The organism is Hallella sp. (genome assembly GCF_037460745.1).
Taxonomy (GTDB): Bacteria; Bacteroidota; Bacteroidia; order Bacteroidales; family Bacteroidaceae; genus Prevotella; species Prevotella faecis.
The window spans coordinates 23,218-40,767 of sequence record NZ_JAXVAE010000124.1; the positions used below are offsets into that span (position 1 = coordinate 23,218).

Genomic DNA, 17,550 nt, shown 5'->3' on the forward strand with positions numbered 1-17,550 from the left:
CGAAAACTCGAAGAATAGCCAAACAATCTCGTATCGATCTAATAGTCAGCAAGTTAAACCACAAAGCGCACCCCACCCCACCACTTTTCGGACAAAAACGCTTAACTATCGGATAAATAGGGAGTTACGCGACGAATAGCCAAAAATCAAAAAACAAGACATTTGGAAATTCGGAAAATCTTTATTAAATTTGCATTCCCTTAAAAGAGCGGAAACGTCTACTGAGGTAACAATTCACAATAATCTGTCCACATGAAGCCAAGTTCTGATGCTCGTTGGGACCAATCGCTTGCGCTCATACGCAAGAACGTCACCGAGCAAATATACAATACATGGTTCAAGCCTATCGTCTTCGAGCAGTTTGATGAAGCTCAGAAGATGATACTCGTACAGGTACCCAGCCCCTTTGTGTACGAGTACCTGGAGGAGAACTTTGTCGACTTGCTGAGCAAGGTGCTGCACCGATGCTTCGGACAGGGTATCGGACTGAAGTATCGTGTGGTGACCGACAAGGAGCACAACCTCTCACAAGACATTGAGGCTGACCCGACCGACGTCGAACAGCAGCAGAAGCCACGGACAAAAGGTAACCAAAGCCCATCAATACTCGATGCGGCACAGCCTCAGCAGATCGATTCGCAACTGAATCCGCACCTCACTTTCAACAATTATATTGAGGGAGACAGCAACAAACTGCCGCGCTCCGTAGGCATGTCCATTGCCGAACACCCCAACACCATGCAGTTCAACCCCATGTTCATCTATGGACCGTCGGGTTGCGGAAAGACGCATCTCATCAACGCCATTGGCGTAAAGACCACACAAATCTATCCGCAGAAGCGCGTGCTATACGTTAGCGCGCGTCTCTTCCAGGTGCAATACACCAACGCGGTGCTGCAAAACGCGGTAAACGACTTCATCGCTTTCTACCAAACCATCGACATGCTCATCGTAGATGACATACAGGAATGGGTGAGCGCAACAAAGACCCAGGAGACGTTCTTCCACATTTTCAACCACCTTTTCAGAAACGGAAAGCGTATCATCCTCGCAAGCGACCGACCTCCTGTGGACCTCAAGGGCATGCCCGACCGTTTGCTCACGCGCTTCTCGTGTGGTCTCATCGCCGAATTGGAGAAACCTAACACGCAGCTTTGCATCGATATCCTGGAAAATAAGATACGACGCGACGGACTGCGCATACCGCGCGACGTCATCCAACTCATCTCTGAGACAGCCAATGGCAGCGTGCGCGACCTGCAAGGGGTCATCAACTCGCTCATGGCCTACTCCATTGTTTACAACAGCGAGATCGACATGCGACTGGCCGAACGCGTCATCAAGAGAGCGGTTAAGATCGACGACCATCCGCTTACCATCGACGACATACTCGATAAGGTGTGCACCCATTACAACGTAACGCCCGAACAGGTCAACTCCAAGAGCCGAAAGCGCGACTATGTGCTGGCTCGTCAGGTGTCGATGTACCTGGCTCAGAAATACACAAAGATGCCTGCCAGCCGCATCGGAAAGCTCGTTGGCAACCGCGACCACTCCACCGTGATACACAGTTGCACACAAGTGGAGAAACGCCTGGTAACCGACAAGATGTTCTCGGCTGAGGTGTCAAGCATCGAAAACTCCTTCAAACTGAAAGGATAAGGCTTTCAACAAACAATTGCAAGCCGGCAATTCCAAGGGAAGAAGACTAACGCCGAACCAACGCAAAAGCGTTATCCGCATAAAAACACGCACGTTCCAGCACACGAGCGCAAAGAGAACAATCATGCAAAAGCAAAGAATCTAGCGTTCCACCATCGTGAAACGCTGGATTCTTCGTATGCAACTATTTAACCATAACAGTCATTAGATTATATTTTTTGTTCGTGTTTGTTTCGAGATGGATGCGTTAGGGGCTTTGGGGGCATAGCGAACCAAGGCGAAACACGAACGGAACAAAAATGCAGAAAGAAACGCTTACAAGCGTTGAAAAGATGCCATAACACCCTTGAAGCATTCCTATTTCGGTCTAACGACAGATTTATGGGGCAAGGATGGGTAAAGCAACGAAGGGAGGTCATCGAGTCCTCATCCATCAACAACGGAACGATGCGGCTCCAATAAGCAAGTTGTTGTCCTGAAAAAAATCACAAATGAAGGATGAACAGGCTATTCATCATCCTCCAATAGCAAAGGAACGGCTTATTTTTGTTAATCTTTGTAATTAACGTAAAAATATGAATTATAAAGTGTACTTTTGCCAACGACAACTAAATAACTGTTTAGAAACAACTCTATCTATCAAAAATCGAAGACATGAAAGTAAGAACTATTGCTCTGTCCACGCTGCTTCTGAGCAGCCTGGGCGCATCAGCGCAGGTAACGGTCGACGTGGATGCCGCGCAGAAAGGCAAGGCGGTCTCTCCCATGCTGTATGGTATCTTCTATGAAGACATCAACCATGCCGCCGACGGAGGTCTCTACGCCGAGCTCGTTCGCAACCGCAGCTTTGAAGACAACAACAAGGCCCCCGAGCATTGGAAGGCCAAAGGAAATGCCTCTTTGCAGCTTATCAGCAAAGGATTGCTCAACAAGGTGCAAGGAAAAGCGCTCGAAGTGACATTCAACGGCGACGGCGACGGTTTCAACAACGAAGGCTATTGGGGCATTCCAGCTGTGCAAGGACGCACCTATAAGTTGTCGTTCTGGGCCAAGGGAAAGCTCAAAGGCAAACTGAAGGCTTACCTGAGCTGCGGTTGTGGAACCAAGGTGTTCGCCTCAACCGAGTTTGAAGGCAAGCAATTTAGCAACAAATGGACCAAATACGAGGCCACTCTGACCAGCAAAACCAACCATCCTAAGGCTTTGTTGTGGTTTGCTGCCACTGGCAAAGGCAAGCTCGCGTTCGACGTGGTGAGCCTTATGCCACCTACATTCAATAACCGCGAGAACGGCATGCGCCCCGAATTGGCGTCGATGCTGTACGACCTCCACCCCAAATTCTTCCGCTTCCCTGGTGGTTGCTTTGTGGAAGGACAGCAAAGTCCCGACAACGCCTTCCGTTGGGAGCGCACCATAGGTCCCATCGAAGAGCGCCCAGGCCACTGGAACGTGAACTGGGGCTATCGCACAACCGATGGCATCGGTTTCCACGAATACCTGCAACTGGCCGAGGATCTCGGATCTAAGCCGCTCTATGTGGTGAACGTAGGCATCTGGCATGGTGGCTTCACACCCGTCGATTCCATCCAGCCTTGGATCGACGAGACGCTCAACGCATTGGAGTATGCCAACGGTCCTGTGACCTCAAAGTATGGTGCGCTGCGCGCAAAGAACGGACATCCCACTCCGTTCAACATCGAATATCTGGAGATTGGCAACGAGAACAACCAGCCTAACCCCCGCGAGCAAAGCGACAACTACTACAAGCGCTTCCAGCTCTTCCGCGACGCCGTGCTGGCCAAATACCCCAACATGCACATCATAGGCAACGTGGCCTCATGGGGAACCGACGATCCCACATGGGATTCTGACGAGAAGGTGGAGCTCCTCGACGAGCACTATTACCGCACCCCGAACTGGTTTGCCGACAATTTCCGCAAATACGACACCTACAACCGTCAGGGTCCAGACATCTATGTGGGTGAGTACGCCGTGACTCAAGGCTTCGGAAACGTTGGAAACCTCAACGCCGCCTTGGGCGAAGCCGTATATATGATGGGTATGGAGAACAACTCCGACATCGTGAAGATGGCAAGTTACGCACCTATCTTCGCCAACGTCAATGAGACGAGATGGCGTCCCGACATGATTCAGTTCAACGCAACGCGCGCATTGGGCACACCTTCCTACTACGTGCAGCGCATGATGGCCAACAACGTGGGAACACGTATCATGGCTGTTACGCAGAGCAACCCCTACAAGGTGAACCCCGACGACATCAAGGTAAAACCAGCAACCTGCGCCGTAGGTGTAGGCACATGGGGAACCAACGCCAGCTTCGAGGAGAAGGCACTCACCCTGGAGGAAGGCGCCACAAGCCAACCGGTGGCCAAGGCCGAGGTGAAAGGCACATGGAAGAAGGAAGGCAACGTCGTGAAACAGACCTCTTGGGAGGAAGGAACGGTACTGCTCAACAACAAGCTGTTCACCTCCGACGAGTACACATACAAGGTTCGTGCCCGCAAGGACAAGGGCCACGAAGGCTTCCTCGTTGTATTCAACTATGTGGATGAGGACAACTATTGCTGGTTGAATCTTGGCGGATGGGGTAACGGGCAGCACGCCATCGAGCAGGTCATCGACGGCAGCAAGGCACAGATTGCCATGACTCCCGGCCGTGTAGAGGAAGGTCGCTGGTATGACGTGGAGCTCCACGTAAAAGGCGATAGCGTCTACACAAGCATCGACGGCAAGCAGATCTTCGCCGCAAAGTTGAAGCCCAGCACCTTTGCCAACTTCTTCTCAAGCGCCACATACGACGAAGCCTCAGGCGAGTATATCGTGAAACTGGTGAACACCAGCACCGAAGCCACCACCGCACGCATCAACCTGAAGAACCATAAGAGTTCGAAGGGTCGCGTGATACGCCTCACTGGCGAGAAGGGCACATCCGAGAACACCATCGAGCAGCTCACCAACGTCGTTCCGACCGAGGAGCAAGTGAGTCCCGACGCCGACGGTGTGACACTCGACATCCCCGCCAACTCGCTCAACATTGTTCGCATCAAATAAGCATCATGGTTAAATAACCGCAAAGGGGCGTGCCACGAATTGTGACACGCCCCTTATTATTTTCATTCCTTTTGTGGCGTCGGCCCATTGGCGTTAGGAAGAAACCGCTTTCATGCTACGCTTCCATTTGAGGTAACCCAATACCGCAATGATAACGTATAGGCCATAAAGCGAAGCCTTGAAAGGAATATCCTTGTAGAAATAAAGCACGCAAGTAACCACATCCACCACAATCCAAATGAGCCATTGCTCGAGGTATTTGCGCGCCAGAGCCCACACACCCACAAAGCTGAGGGCTGTGGTGAAGGCGTCGGCCACGGGAACCGTGGAGCCCACCAACGTGAGCCAATACCACAAGATGGCCCAAATGGCCAACGTGGCCACCGCCCACGGCAACACCAAACTCTTCTTGAAGTGGGTAACCGGAAGCGCTTCCTTAGGCGCTTGGTTGCGTTTCTTGCCAAACTTCCACACCCACACACCATAAACGGTCATGGCAATGTAATAGAACTCCATGCCACAATCGGCATAGAGTCCCTTTTGGTAATAGAGCACAATGTCCATAACCTGCATCACAAAGCCTACGAGCCAAAGCCACAGGCTGGCCTTATACTCCAAAAGAATGTAGGCCAATCCGAGGATGGTGGTGGTGATGTCGAGCCAATGGGCAACGAAATAGTCTTGCATTAGAATCGCAACGTAATGTTACCCATCATGGTAAAGCCTGCCATAGGCACAAAACCGATCTGGTAATAACGGGGATCGTCGTCCTTGTCGGTGGCCTTCTTATATGCAGAATATACCCAACCGCTTGCGGCATAATGGCGATCGAAGAGATTGTTCATGCTGAGGCCGAACACCACCTCCTTCATCACCTTCTTCATAGGCAAGGTATAGCTCAGGTTGAGGTCGCTCTGCGAGAAGCAGGGAAGCGAGCGCTGCTTGTTCTCACTGTTGTCAAGATACTGGCGGCTTACGAAATTGGTGTGCCAAACAGCCTCGAACCCACGATAGTGGAAGTTGGCGAAGCCATTGAGGATCACCGACGGTGAGAAGGCCAGGGTCGACTTGTCGTAATGGATGGTGCGATAGTGCGAAGCTGCGCCCCAATCATCCACATACTCGGTGAAGTCCTTGATACGGTTCTGCGAAACGGCTGCATTACCGGCCACGGTCAACCAAGAAAGCGGGCTCCAGTCGGCCGTAATCTCGGCACCCATGCGATAGCTCTTGTCGATATTGGTTGTGAGGTTCTCGCCAATATCGCTCTGCTGACCGGTCTGCACCAGCTGATCCTTATAGTCCATGTAGTAGAGGTTCACGCCGGCATGCCAGTTGCCACCATTGTACTCATAGCCCAGCTCGGTATCGGTGAGATGCTCGGTCTTGGGAGCGGGATAGGAGCCGTTGTCGGTGAAGTTGTTGCGCTCGGGCTCACGACCGGCATAGGCCACAGAGATATAGGCGCGATGACCGCCCAAGTGGAAAACGAATCCGGCCTTGGGGTTGAAGAAGTTGTAGTCCTCGTGAATGTCGAGGGCGTGGTTATAGTAAGTGCCATCGGCATTCTTGTAGAACTTGTCGTTAACACCCGTTGTCTTATAGTGAACATGGCGATACTGCAAGTCGAGGAACGCATCCCACCAAGAGGTGAGGTGCTCGGTGGCCTTCACGAAAGCCGAGTAGTCGAACTTATGAGCGTCGGAATCGTAGTATTGGTTGGAGGCATAGGGCTTCACGATGTTGGCGATTGCCACTCCTGTAGGCACAACATCCACGTAACCAAAGTGGTTGCCGCGGAACTGTTGCAGGTTCACGCCTCCCACAATGTCCCAAAGCTCGTCCTTGTAGTTGACGTTGTACACCACACCATAAGTATGCTGCGTGAGGCCTTTGCGACGGATGAAGTCGTGGCGCTCCACAAAGTTGCCATTGGCGTCTTTGGCGTACATGCCAAACTTGGCGAACTTGTTGTTGTAACGGAACTCCTTGTAATAGCCATAGCCGTAGGTGTAATGCAAGGCGGCATTGTGGGTCCAATGGGCCGAGGGCTGCCAAGTGAAGCTCAGGATGTTATGGTCCTGGGTAAAGTTATCGGTGGTCTTGTTCCAATAGGAACCGTCGGCCAGCTTATAGCGGAAGGTCTGGAAGTTGCCGGCTTCGTCCTGCGGGAACATCCAGTTGTCCTCATCAAACACCATTCCCTCATACAACGAGTTGAAACGGCCCAAGCCATGCTCGTACATATCCTTATAAGTGCCAATGCCCTGGTCCATGAGCGAGGCATCGTCGTTGCCAGCTGTTACGCCGCTCCACGCCTGGCCCGTGTGCTCGTAGTTGCCAATGTTCTTATAACGAATCTGGAAATTGTCGCCCAACCATGTCAAGCCGCCGTAGAACGAACCGCTGTTGCCATCCGTGCCATGCACGAATCCGTCGGTTCCAGTGTGATGGAAGGCACCATCGAAGATGAGGTGGTTGAAGAGCAGGCCTGTAGAGAAGTTGAGACCTGTGTTATAAGTGTTGTAGGTTCCATACGAACCAGTCAACTCCAACGTCGGCTTGAGACTTGGAGCGGCCGTAGCCAATGAGATGGTTCCGCCAAAGGCACCGTCGCCATTGGTAGATGTTCCAATACCGCGCTGTATCTGAGCCGAGCCAAGAAGCGAACCGTAAGAGTTCATGTTGGCCCAGAATACCGTTTGATCCTCAGGCGAATTGAGCGCCACACCATCGAGCGTTACGTTAATGCGGCTACCCGCAGCGCCACGAACGCGCATGTAGACTGTACCCGTTCCGAGGCCATTCTCGCCCCACGCCAGCACACCAGGGGTGTTGGCAAAGAGGAATGGCAACTCGCGACCTGTCTTGCTAAATGTGTTAAGTTCCTTTTTTCCAATGTTTGCCACTGCAAACGGTGCATCGTGCTGTGCACGCACTCCTTTGACAACCACCTCTTGCAGGGTGGCCTGCTTCAGCGAGTCGCCAACCGACTGTGCTTGAGCCTGCGCGGGAATCGCTCCTGCCAAGGCCAAAACCAGCGGTGTTCCACTAATCAAATGTTTCATTGATACAATGAATTAAAAAAAATAATAATATGAAAGGGAAATCCTTTTACCTACGCCGGCATTATCCGGATCAGGTTCATGGGTATGTTCTCAGCACCAGCCAATCGACTGGGCACCCCTTTAGATGGCTGTTTACCATCCACATGCAAAATTACGATGATTTCGGCAGACAACCAAACGAAAACAAAGGTTTAACGCTACCAACACCCAACTGGACCAAAACGACGGCAAAACAAAACATCCGCAAGTGGCTGACGGGAGATAGCGATAGATCTTGCGACTCAACAGAAGAAACTTCCATCATCGAACGACAAGCATATCAGGGAAAGAAAAACCGCAACAACCTATACACCCATCTACACTATTTTTCCCAAGCACACTTGCCCTTGGTCGCATATACGCGATTCTCAGCATTTTATGCAATCCATTGAAAGTCAACACCTTATCACCAAAACCATTCAATCAACAATTCTCTATCCACATCAAATGCCACAAAACATGCCTAATCGAGGTGCGGAACATGCCCAATCGTACTGCGAAAGACCCCCGATCGACTCTCGAAACATGGTCGATCGCAACTCGATACATGCCTAACCGCAACCACATGGCTCGTTTTTTGCCTTTCGATTCCACAAAAACGCATATTTCGTTCTCTATTTCAAGCAAAATCCCGACACAACTTTCTAACCAAACAACCTGACAATAATCATGGGTAAACGCCCCACCCTACTCGTGGCCCAACGGTCCTTCCACAAACCCATCGCATGCCACCACCATCAGGGAACAACCGTCCGCAAACAACAAGCATAGGCCATTGTTGCCGCAATAAACTGAAACGAAACGGCCGCGCCACTCTTGTCGGACGACAAGCGAGGCGCGGCCTATCATTAGTTTCCTGCTAACGCAAGAAACTTACCAATCAATCTGTTAGCAAGACTTGCAGGGAGCCCACGGCTTCAACTCCTTGAAGAAGTCGTGACCCTTGTCGTCCACCAGGATGAAAGCGGGGAAGTTCTTCACCGTAATCTTCCAAATGGCCTCCATGCCGAGCTCAGGATACTCCACGCAATCGATGCTTGTGATGCACTCCTGCGAAAGAACGGCAGCAATGCCACCAATGGTTCCAAGGTAGAAACCGCCGTGCTTCTGGCAAGCGTCGGTAACCACCTGGGTGCGGTTGCCCTTGGCAATCATCACCAACGAGCCACCATGATCCTGGAACTCATCCACATAGGGATCCATACGGTTGGCCGTTGTTGGGCCCATAGAACCGCAAGGATAGCCCTCCGGAGTCTTTGCCGGACCAGCGTAGAGGATGGGATGATCCTTGAAATACTGAGGCAGATCCTCGCCAGCGTCGAGACGAGCCTTCAGCTTGGCGTGTGCAATGTCGCGGGCCACAATGATGGTGCCATTGAGGCTCACGCGAGTAGAAACGGGATACTTAGTCAGCTCAGCGCGCACAGCGTCGATGCCCTTGTCAAGGTCGATAACAATGCCCTCGCTACCTTCGCCTGCCTTGCGATACTCCTCAGGGATAAGTTCGCTGGGGTTGGCATCCATCTTCTCCAACCAAACACCATCCTTGTTGATGATACCCTTGATGTTACGATCGGCCGAGCAACTCACGCCGAGGCCGATGGGGCAGCTTGCGCCGTGGCGAGGCAAGCGGATGACGCGGATGTCGTGGGCCAGATACTTGCCGCCAAACTGTGCGCCGAGGCCAATCTTGTGAGCCTCCTCAAGCAGTTTCGCCTCAAGGTCGATGTCGCGGAAGGCGCGACCCGTCTCGTCGCCCGTGGTAGGCAGGTTGTCGTAATACTTGATGGAACCCAACTTCACGGTGAGCAGGTTCTTCTCGGCCGATGTACCACCAATGACGAAGCAGATGTGATAAGGAGGACAAGCAGCCGTTCCCAGGCTCTTGATCTTCTCCACCAGGAAGGGAAGCAGCGTGCCCTCGTTCTGGATGGTGGCCTTGGTCATGGGGTAGAAATAGGTCTTGTTGGCAGAACCGCCACCCTTGGCCACCATGATGAAGCGATACTCATCGCCCTCCTCAGCCTCAATGTCGATCTGTGCGGGCAGGTTGCACTTGGTGTTCACCTCTTCATACATGGTGAGCGGTGCGTTCTGCGAATAGCGCAAGTTGTCCTGCGTATAGGTGTTGTACACTCCGAGCGAGAGAGCCTCTGCGTCGTCGAAGCCCGTCCAGATCTGCTGGCCCTTCTCACCATGGATGATGGCGGTGCCGGTGTCCTGGCAGAAAGGCAACACGCCCTTGGCTGCCGAGTCGGCGTTACGAAGGAACTGCAGAGCCACATACTTGTCGTTCTCAGAAGCCTCAGGGTCGGTGAGAATCTTAGCCACCTGCTCATTGTGCTTGCGGCGAAGCATAAACTCGCAGTCGTGGAATGCCTGTTGGGCCAGCAAAGTCAAGGCCTCGCGAGATACCTTGACAATGGTCTTGCCCTCAAACTCAGCCGTGCTGACACCCTCTTTGGTCAGCAAACGATACTCAGTGTCGTCCTTGCCCTTCTGGAACATAGGAGCATACTTAAAATCTACTGGTTTAGCCATAGTCGATTTAAATAGTTTTTGTGTGTAATGTTTTGTTTGCGTGGGGTTCACAAACCGTTCCCAACCACCCAAACGGGCCGGATGCGTCTGCGAAACCCACGCGGATTAGTTATTCTCCAAAAATCTCATTGGTGGTGAAACGCTTCACAGTGGCAATCTTCTCGAGCGCCTTCATGTCGAGGTTCTTCTCATCACCAAGAATGAGGTAACGGTAATTCTTATTGGCAATGTTCTCCTTCGCGAAGTTCATCACGTCCTTCAGCTGCAGCTTGGGCAACGTCTCGTAGATCTTTTGGTTCAGATCGTAGTCGAGACCCATCTTTTGGGCACGAAGATAACTGGCGAGAACGCCAAACTTCGTGGTGCGCGCTGTAGCCAAGCTCTTAATCAATGCCTGCTGGGCGAGTTTGAAATTGGCCTCACGCTCAGGTGTTTTGTTGAGCAGGTTGAGGAACTCGTTCACGCAGTCCATCATCTTATCGTTCTGGGTAATGATGTAAGTGAAGAACATCTCGTCGTCCTGCGGACGTGCGGGACGGCTGTAGCTGGCCGAAGCCGAGTAAGCCAAGCCGCGAGCCTCGCGCAGCTCCTGGAAGACGATAGCATTCATACCGCCACCAAAATACTCGTTGAAGAGAGCCTCGATGGCAGCCTTGTCGGCATTCCATTTGGCGCCTTCGTTATGGAGCATCATGAGGTAAATGTTCTTGGCGTCATAGGGAGCAATCCACACTTCGTTGTCGGTTGTGCGAAGCGCTGTGTACTCCTTGGCTGCGGGAGCAGGCGCAAGGGTCTTCGGTGTGAGGTGAACCTTGCTCACCAGAGCGTCGAGGTCGGCCTCCTTGGTGGGGCCATAATATAATAAGGTGTGCTTCTTCGTCTTCAGGTCGCGCAGCAAATTGAGCAGCGTCTGTGGGTTGGCGGCACGCAATTCCTTCTCGCTCATCTGGTTGGTGTAGGCATTGTACTTTCCATACATGCCATAATAACGCAGCGCTGAGAAGTTGGCGCCCTGGTTGCTCTTGGCATCGGCACGCGACTTCAGGAGCAGTTCCACAAACTGGTTCCATGTGGCCTTGTTGGCCTTGGCCTCATTGAGCACAGTCTCCAACAGTCGCAGAGCCTTGGGCATAGAGCTATTGAGACCCGTGAGGACAATATCGATGGCGTCGCCGCCGACATTTACTTTGTAACTGCAAGCCAGATCGTAGAACAGCTGGTTGAGTTTCTGGTTCGACAACTTAGCGGTGCCCACATAATCGAGGTAGCCAGCGGCAATCTCATAGCGGTTGTCGCTCTTCGTTCCGAACGGATAGTGGAACGCCAAGGTGAAGAGCTCATCCTCGGTGTTTTGCTTATAGAGCACCTCTACGCCCTTCTTCGTAACGGCTTTCGTGAGGTCTTTCTTGTAGTCTACGAAACTCGGCTGAATGGGATCGGCCTTGAGGTTGACCACCTCCTGCAGGAACTGGCTGCGCTTGTCGTTGTTGGTGGGAATCGGCGTGATGCTCGGCTTCTCTATCTTGTGGATGGTAGTGTCGTTGCCCTGACGCTTAAACACCGTCACGTAGTTGTCGAGGAAGAAGCGATTGGCAAAGTCGACGATCTGCTGGCGTGTCATCTTGGAAATGCGGTCGAGGCGGTTCACCTCATCGCTCCACTTCTTTCCGTTGATGAAAGCATCCACAAACTTGTCGGCGCGCGAACTATTGTCTTGCAGAGAACGGTAATAATCGAGCTTCATGTTGTTGACCACAGCGGGCAACAGGTTATCGGCAAACTGGCCCTTCTTGAGCTTGTCGATTTCGGCAAGCATCAACTTACGGACCTCCTCCAGGCTTTGGCCCTGCTTAGGCATGCCTATGAGGATGAACTGTCCATAGTCGGCCATGCCCATGTAGCCAGCCTGGGCGGCCTGAACCTTCATCGGAGCGTTGAGGTTGAGGTCGAAAATACCGGCCTTGCCGTTAGAGAGCATGTTAGTAATGACGTCGAGCGTGTCGGCTTGGTAGCTGGCTGCTCCCTGCGCTTTCCAACCCATCATGAGGTTTTCGGCCTCCAATCCCACAACGGTGGTGTCGACAGGAGCTGTCAGATCACGCACCGGCGCATACTCGGGACGGCTAAGTTGGTCGTTCTTCTTCCAATCGCCAAAGTACTTGTCGATAATGGCCACTACCTTATCGGGGTCGAAATCGCCCGCCATACAGATGGCCACGTTGTTGGGAACATAGTAACGGTTGTAGTAATTCTTGATGTTCAGGATAGAAGGATTCTTGAGATGCTCCTGCGTACCGATAGTGGTCTGTGTGCCGTATGGGTGACCTGGGAAGAGCTTTGCTGCCAAAGCGTTCCACTCCTTGTTGTTATCCTTAGCCAGACCTATGTTGAATTCCTCATACACAGCTTCCAGCTCGGTGTGGAATCCACGGATAACCATGTTCTTGAAACGGTCGCTTTCGATCTTCGCCCAGGTGTCGATCTCGTTGGAAGGAATGTCCTCCACGTAGCAAGTAACATCGTTTGAAGTGTAGGCGTTGGTACCTTCCGCACCAATGGAAGCCATGAGCTTATCATACTCATTGGGGATGTTGTACTTGGCTGCGAGTTGTGAGATGGAGTCGATCTCGTGGTAAGCCTTCTTGCGAGCAGCCTTGTCGGTGAGGCGACGATAAGCCTCGAATCGGTTTTGGATGGAGTCGAGCAATGGCGCCTCGGCCACCACGTCGCTGCTTCCGAAGTGGGTGGAGCCCTTAAACATCAGGTGCTCCAGGTAGTGGGCCAAGCCCGTGGTCTCCGCTGGATCGTTGCGCGAACCGGTTCGCACGGCGATGTAAGTTTGCAAACGGGGTTTCTCCTTGTTCACAGAGAGATACACCTTGAGCCCATTGTCGAGCGTATAGATGCGGGTTTGCATCGGATCGCCCGGCACTGTGGCATACTTGTACTGCTGGGCCACGGCTGACGTGGTGAACAGTAATGCCACTGCGGCAAGAAAACTTCTTAGTTTCATATAATCAATATTGTTTAAATAATCGACGAATAGTTTGAGATACGTGAACGTCTCGCGATGTTCCTAATTCTCAAAGTCCACCTCATGGTCGAGGTTGTTGATGAAATTGTCGAGCACTTCCTTCTCCACGTCGCCCATGCGATACTCCTTCTCGGCATCCTTTCGTATCTCGGCGATCCACGCTCTGCGCGCGGTGATGTAGTCTTGCTTGATGCGCGCCGCATCGTCGAGCGTGAGCGCATCCAACTGATAGTAGTCGAGGATCAACCGATAGGTCCACGCCCACTGGTAGCGGCGGTAGTTGTCGTTGATCTCCTCAAATCGAGCGGTCACTTGGTCGATGGTGTCGAGCGTTCCGTTCTTGATGTCGTCAATGAGACGTTGCTCCTCCGACACGGGAAGCAGCAGGCCGGAAAGATCCGTCCAATCGCCCTGCCCGATGGTGGTTGTGGGAGGGTTGAGCTCCGGATCGACCTTCAACACGCGCTTGAGCACGGCTCCCATGTAGATGCGCAGGGCAATATCGTAGTATTTGATGCCCTTATGGAGCGACGAGCCATTGATGACATAGTCGTGGAAGTTGTAGCTCGACACATCGTAGCCCGAGGACTCACGCAGGTTCTCGAGGATCTTCTTACCCTTGACAATCTCACCCACGCTGAAGGGCGAAAGCCAATCGAAGTTGACGATACTCTTTTGCGACCCCTTCGGTCTCATGTCGCGCTTGGGCCACTTGCGTATGTCGCGATAGAGGCCCACGGTGGTGATGTTGCGTCCTGGCGACAGGTACATGATGTCGCCATAGGCGATGAGGTACGAGAAAGGCAGGTTGCGCGTGTCGGGATGGTGCATCAGCTTGCCGAAGCAAACGCTGAACGTGCCGATCGTGGCAGGCATCAGGAGGTACGCGCCACTCGCCGTCTTCGTTCCGCGCTCAAGCACTCCCCAGTGCATGGGGCCCATCTTGTAAGCGTGGTTGGAGAAGTTGGTGGCTGAGCCAGCGTTGTAAAAGCTGAACATTCCACCGATGAGCAGCGAGCTCTTGTGGTGACTGGCCGAGAACGGACCGCAGAACGCCGCGCAGGCCTCACCGTTGCTCATGTAACTATTGGCAAAGAACACACTGGCCGAAGCGGTGAACCCGTTGCTGATTTTGCAGGCCTCGCCCACAAAGCAGTCTTGCATCTTCACCGAATTGATGATGCTCGATCCATGGCTGATGATGGAATTCTCGCAGATCACACCCGTTCCGATATACACATTGGCCTCGGGCGAGCTCAGGATGGTGCAGTCGCTGAGGCGCGCCGCACCGTTCACCTCACAATCGTCGCAGATGTTCGTGTTGGTTATTTCCTTCGTATTGACGATCTTCACGCCCGTTCCGAGGGTGCCACAGTCAGTGCTTGTGGCTTCGATTTCCTCGCGGATGAGCCGGCGAATGCAGTCTTTCAACTCCTTGTCTTGGAAATGTTTCACCATGAAAGCGGCAAACTGACTGTTGAGATGCTTAAAGAGGATGAGGTTTCCATCGCCCACCTCGTTCAACACAGATATCAGATTTCCCTCACCATAGGTTGCTCCCTCCGTCGTTTCGATGGTCGACACGTTGGAGATGTAGCAGTCGTCGCCAATGTTGTAATTGTTGATGTAGTTGCCCACGTTCTCAATGAGGCAGTTGTCGCCTACTGTGACATTGCGCAACGTAGCGTTGCTGATGCCCGAGTGTTTGCAAAATCCCTTGGAGACCTCCACGTTCTTTTCGAACGCTCCGATGCGCACGTCGCCATAAAGCATCACGCGATGCATGTAGTTTGGCCTGAAGTCGTCGGCCACACTAACCCTGCTCCAGTCTTCTGCCCAGCAGTTGTGATCTTCGAGCACATTGATCTCCTCGTCGGTGAGTTTTCTGTAGTCCATGTTGTTGATGATTTGTTAGTTATCCAATCGTCAGTCCTCCACAGGGTAGAGGAAATCGTTGTAGGGGTATTTCTGCACGTGGAGCTCACGCACCTTTCGGTAAAGGGTGTCGCGAAACTCGTCCACGTTCTCCTTCTCTCGTGCCGATATGAAGATGCAGTTGTCGTTGAGGCGCGCCATCCACGTGCGTTTCAGCTCATCGAGGGTGATGTTCTCGCGTGTGGGAGGCGTCAAGTCGTCGGGGTCCTTGTCGGTCCAATGGTAATTGTCGATCTTGTTGAACACGATCATCGTGGGCGTTTCGGCGCATCCAAGGTCCTTGAGCGTTTGGTTGACCACCTCCACCTGTTCCTCAAAATCGGGATGGGAGATGTCGACCACATGAAGCAACAGGTCGGCCTCACGCACCTCATCGAGGGTCGACTTGAACGAATCGACCAGGTCGGTGGGCAGTTTGCGAATGAATCCCACGGTGTCGGCCAATAGGAAAGGCAGGTTTTCGACCACCACCTTGCGCACGGTGGTGTCGAGCGTTGCGAACAATTTGTTCTCGGCAAACACCTCGCTCTTGGCCAGCAGGTTCATGATGGTGGATTTTCCCACGTTGGTATATCCCACGAGAGCCACACGAATGAGGCGGCCTCGATTCTTGCGTTGCGTCACTTTCTGCTTGTCGATTTCCTCCAGTCGCTTCTTCAGCAGGCTCATGCGATTGAGGATGATGCGTCGGTCCATCTCGAGCTGCGTCTCACCCGGTCCGCGCAGTCCCACCGATCCCTTACCGCCGCCCGATCCTGAGCCACCGCCCTGGCGCTCCAAGTGGGTCCAAAGGCGTTGCAGCCGGGGCAACATATAGCGATATTGGGCCAGTTCCACCTGCGTCTTGGCGTTGGCCGTCTGGGCGCGCATGGCGAAGATGTCGAGGATAAGCGACGTGCGGTCGAGAATTTTCACCTGCAAGGCCTGCTCAATATTGCGCATCTGCTTGGCCGTGAGCTCATCGTCGAAGATGACCATACCGATCTCTCGGTCTTCCTCTTCCTCTGCCTTGATATAGGCTCTTATTTCCTCGAGCTTGCCTTTTCCCACATACGTGATGCTGCTGGGACCGCCCACCCGCTGGGTGTAGCGCTTCACGGTGACAGCTCCTGCCGTGTCGGCCAGAAACTCCAGCTCGTCGAGGTATTCCTTGGTCTTGGCTTCGTCTTGCTGGGGAGTTATCAGTCCCACAAGAATGGCGGTCTCAGCCTTGACTTCAGATATTACGAATTCCTTCATGCTTGATACATTATTTATAAGTGCAAAGATACAGAAAAAGATTGGTAATGACTATTTTGGCCGTCGCTTTTTTGTGTTTGGCAAGCTAAAAAGCCATTTGTCCTCCCCGCCATCAGGGACCCATTTGGGGCTTCGCAGGAAACCACGATCCCGCCCACACGAAATCACTCCGTAAACGTTTGCGTAGATTTTTACGTGAATTTTAGACACTTATTATTGCCGTGAAATATATATTCGCTATCTTTGTAACCGTAAAAATTGTTTTTAGGGAGCCGATTTCAAAAATGACAACTACACACAACTAACTATTTAGGCAATTGAAAATACGTAACGCTCAGACGGGAGTCTGGGCGTTTCGTGTTATTACAGGGTTTCATACAAGACGAAAGTCGGTTGGGAAAATCATCAACAACTGTTTTCCACAAGAGCCCATTCGATACGCCATGATTGTTCTTGGAGCATGACCTTCCAATCTCCCCAAGTTTGGCAAACACTAATAGCCAAACCGCCGATAGCATTGCGAGCCACAAAAGGGAACGGAATTTAACCAACAAACTACACCCAAATCTACACATTTATTTGAAACTGACGCATCGTTGGCCGCAAATACGCGATTCTCAGCACATTTACACAATCGTCTGATATTCAATCCATTACATTCATATTTCAACTTTCCGTCTTTCAAATTCCACATTACGTCTTGCGGTTAGGCATCTTTCGCACCTCGAAACATGCCTAACCTTGCTTCGAAAGATGCTCTTTCTTATTACGAAACATGGTCTTTCGCAACCCGAAAGATGCCTAACGGCGAGCGCTGCTCTTAGATCAGGCGCCGCAATCTCTCACAAACGGCGTTTGCTGCTCTTAGAGCACGCAAAATCCCGACACAACTTTTTAACCAAATTGTAACCATCCGAAATATGCCGACTTGTTAATTGCAAAAAAACTCGCAAGTGTTTA

General features: G+C 52.2%; 8 protein-coding genes and 1 riboswitch. Of the genes, 2 read left to right on the forward strand and 6 right to left on the reverse strand.

What is annotated here, in order from left to right; all coding sequences use genetic code 11:
* Window positions 1-252: 252 nt before the first annotated feature.
* On the forward strand, window positions 253-1,662 hold the full coding sequence (gene dnaA / locus WKK33_RS08545; protein ID WP_337933375.1) for a chromosomal replication initiator protein DnaA: 1,410 nt from the start codon (window positions 253-255) through the stop codon (window positions 1,660-1,662).
* Between the two features lie 654 nt (window positions 1,663-2,316).
* Window positions 2,317-4,734 carry an alpha-L-arabinofuranosidase C-terminal domain-containing protein gene (locus WKK33_RS08550; protein WP_337933376.1) on the forward strand — a complete coding sequence of 806 codons (2,418 nt, stop codon included), beginning with the start codon at window positions 2,317-2,319 and terminating at the stop codon, window positions 4,732-4,734.
* 93 nt (window positions 4,735-4,827) lie between these two features.
* Here the strand turns inward: WKK33_RS08550 and pnuC are convergent, their stop codons facing one another.
* The 6 genes from pnuC to hflX form a co-directional block, all read right to left on the reverse strand.
* Window positions 4,828-5,421, reverse strand: coding sequence for a nicotinamide riboside transporter PnuC (pnuC, locus tag WKK33_RS08555; protein ID WP_337933378.1), 594 nt, complete (start codon window positions 5,419-5,421; stop codon window positions 4,828-4,830).
* Complete coding sequence (locus WKK33_RS08560; RefSeq protein ID WP_337933380.1) at window positions 5,421-7,802, reverse strand: TonB-dependent receptor; 2,382 nt, start codon at window positions 7,800-7,802, stop codon at window positions 5,421-5,423. Before WKK33_RS08560 ends, pnuC begins: the two co-directional genes overlap by 1 nt.
* A gap of 30 nt (window positions 7,803-7,832) precedes the next feature.
* A riboswitch (TPP riboswitch) is annotated at window positions 7,833-7,932 on the reverse strand.
* 797 nt (window positions 7,933-8,729) lie between these two features.
* Window positions 8,730-10,382, reverse strand: a complete 1,653-nt coding sequence (locus tag WKK33_RS08565) for a fumarate hydratase (protein ID WP_215760140.1) — start codon at window positions 10,380-10,382, stop codon at window positions 8,730-8,732.
* Between the two features lie 109 nt (window positions 10,383-10,491).
* Window positions 10,492-13,395 (reverse strand): insulinase family protein, encoded by a 2,904-nt coding sequence (locus WKK33_RS08570; RefSeq protein ID WP_337933382.1) that lies wholly within the window; start codon window positions 13,393-13,395, stop codon window positions 10,492-10,494.
* Window positions 13,396-13,458: 63 nt separating this feature from the next.
* Window positions 13,459-15,312, reverse strand: coding sequence for a DUF4954 family protein (locus WKK33_RS08575; RefSeq protein WP_309438838.1), 1,854 nt, complete (start codon window positions 15,310-15,312; stop codon window positions 13,459-13,461).
* A gap of 30 nt (window positions 15,313-15,342) precedes the next feature.
* Complete coding sequence (gene hflX, locus WKK33_RS08580) at window positions 15,343-16,590, reverse strand: GTPase HflX (protein ID WP_215760143.1); 1,248 nt, start codon at window positions 16,588-16,590, stop codon at window positions 15,343-15,345.
* Window positions 16,591-17,550 lie beyond the last annotated feature (960 nt).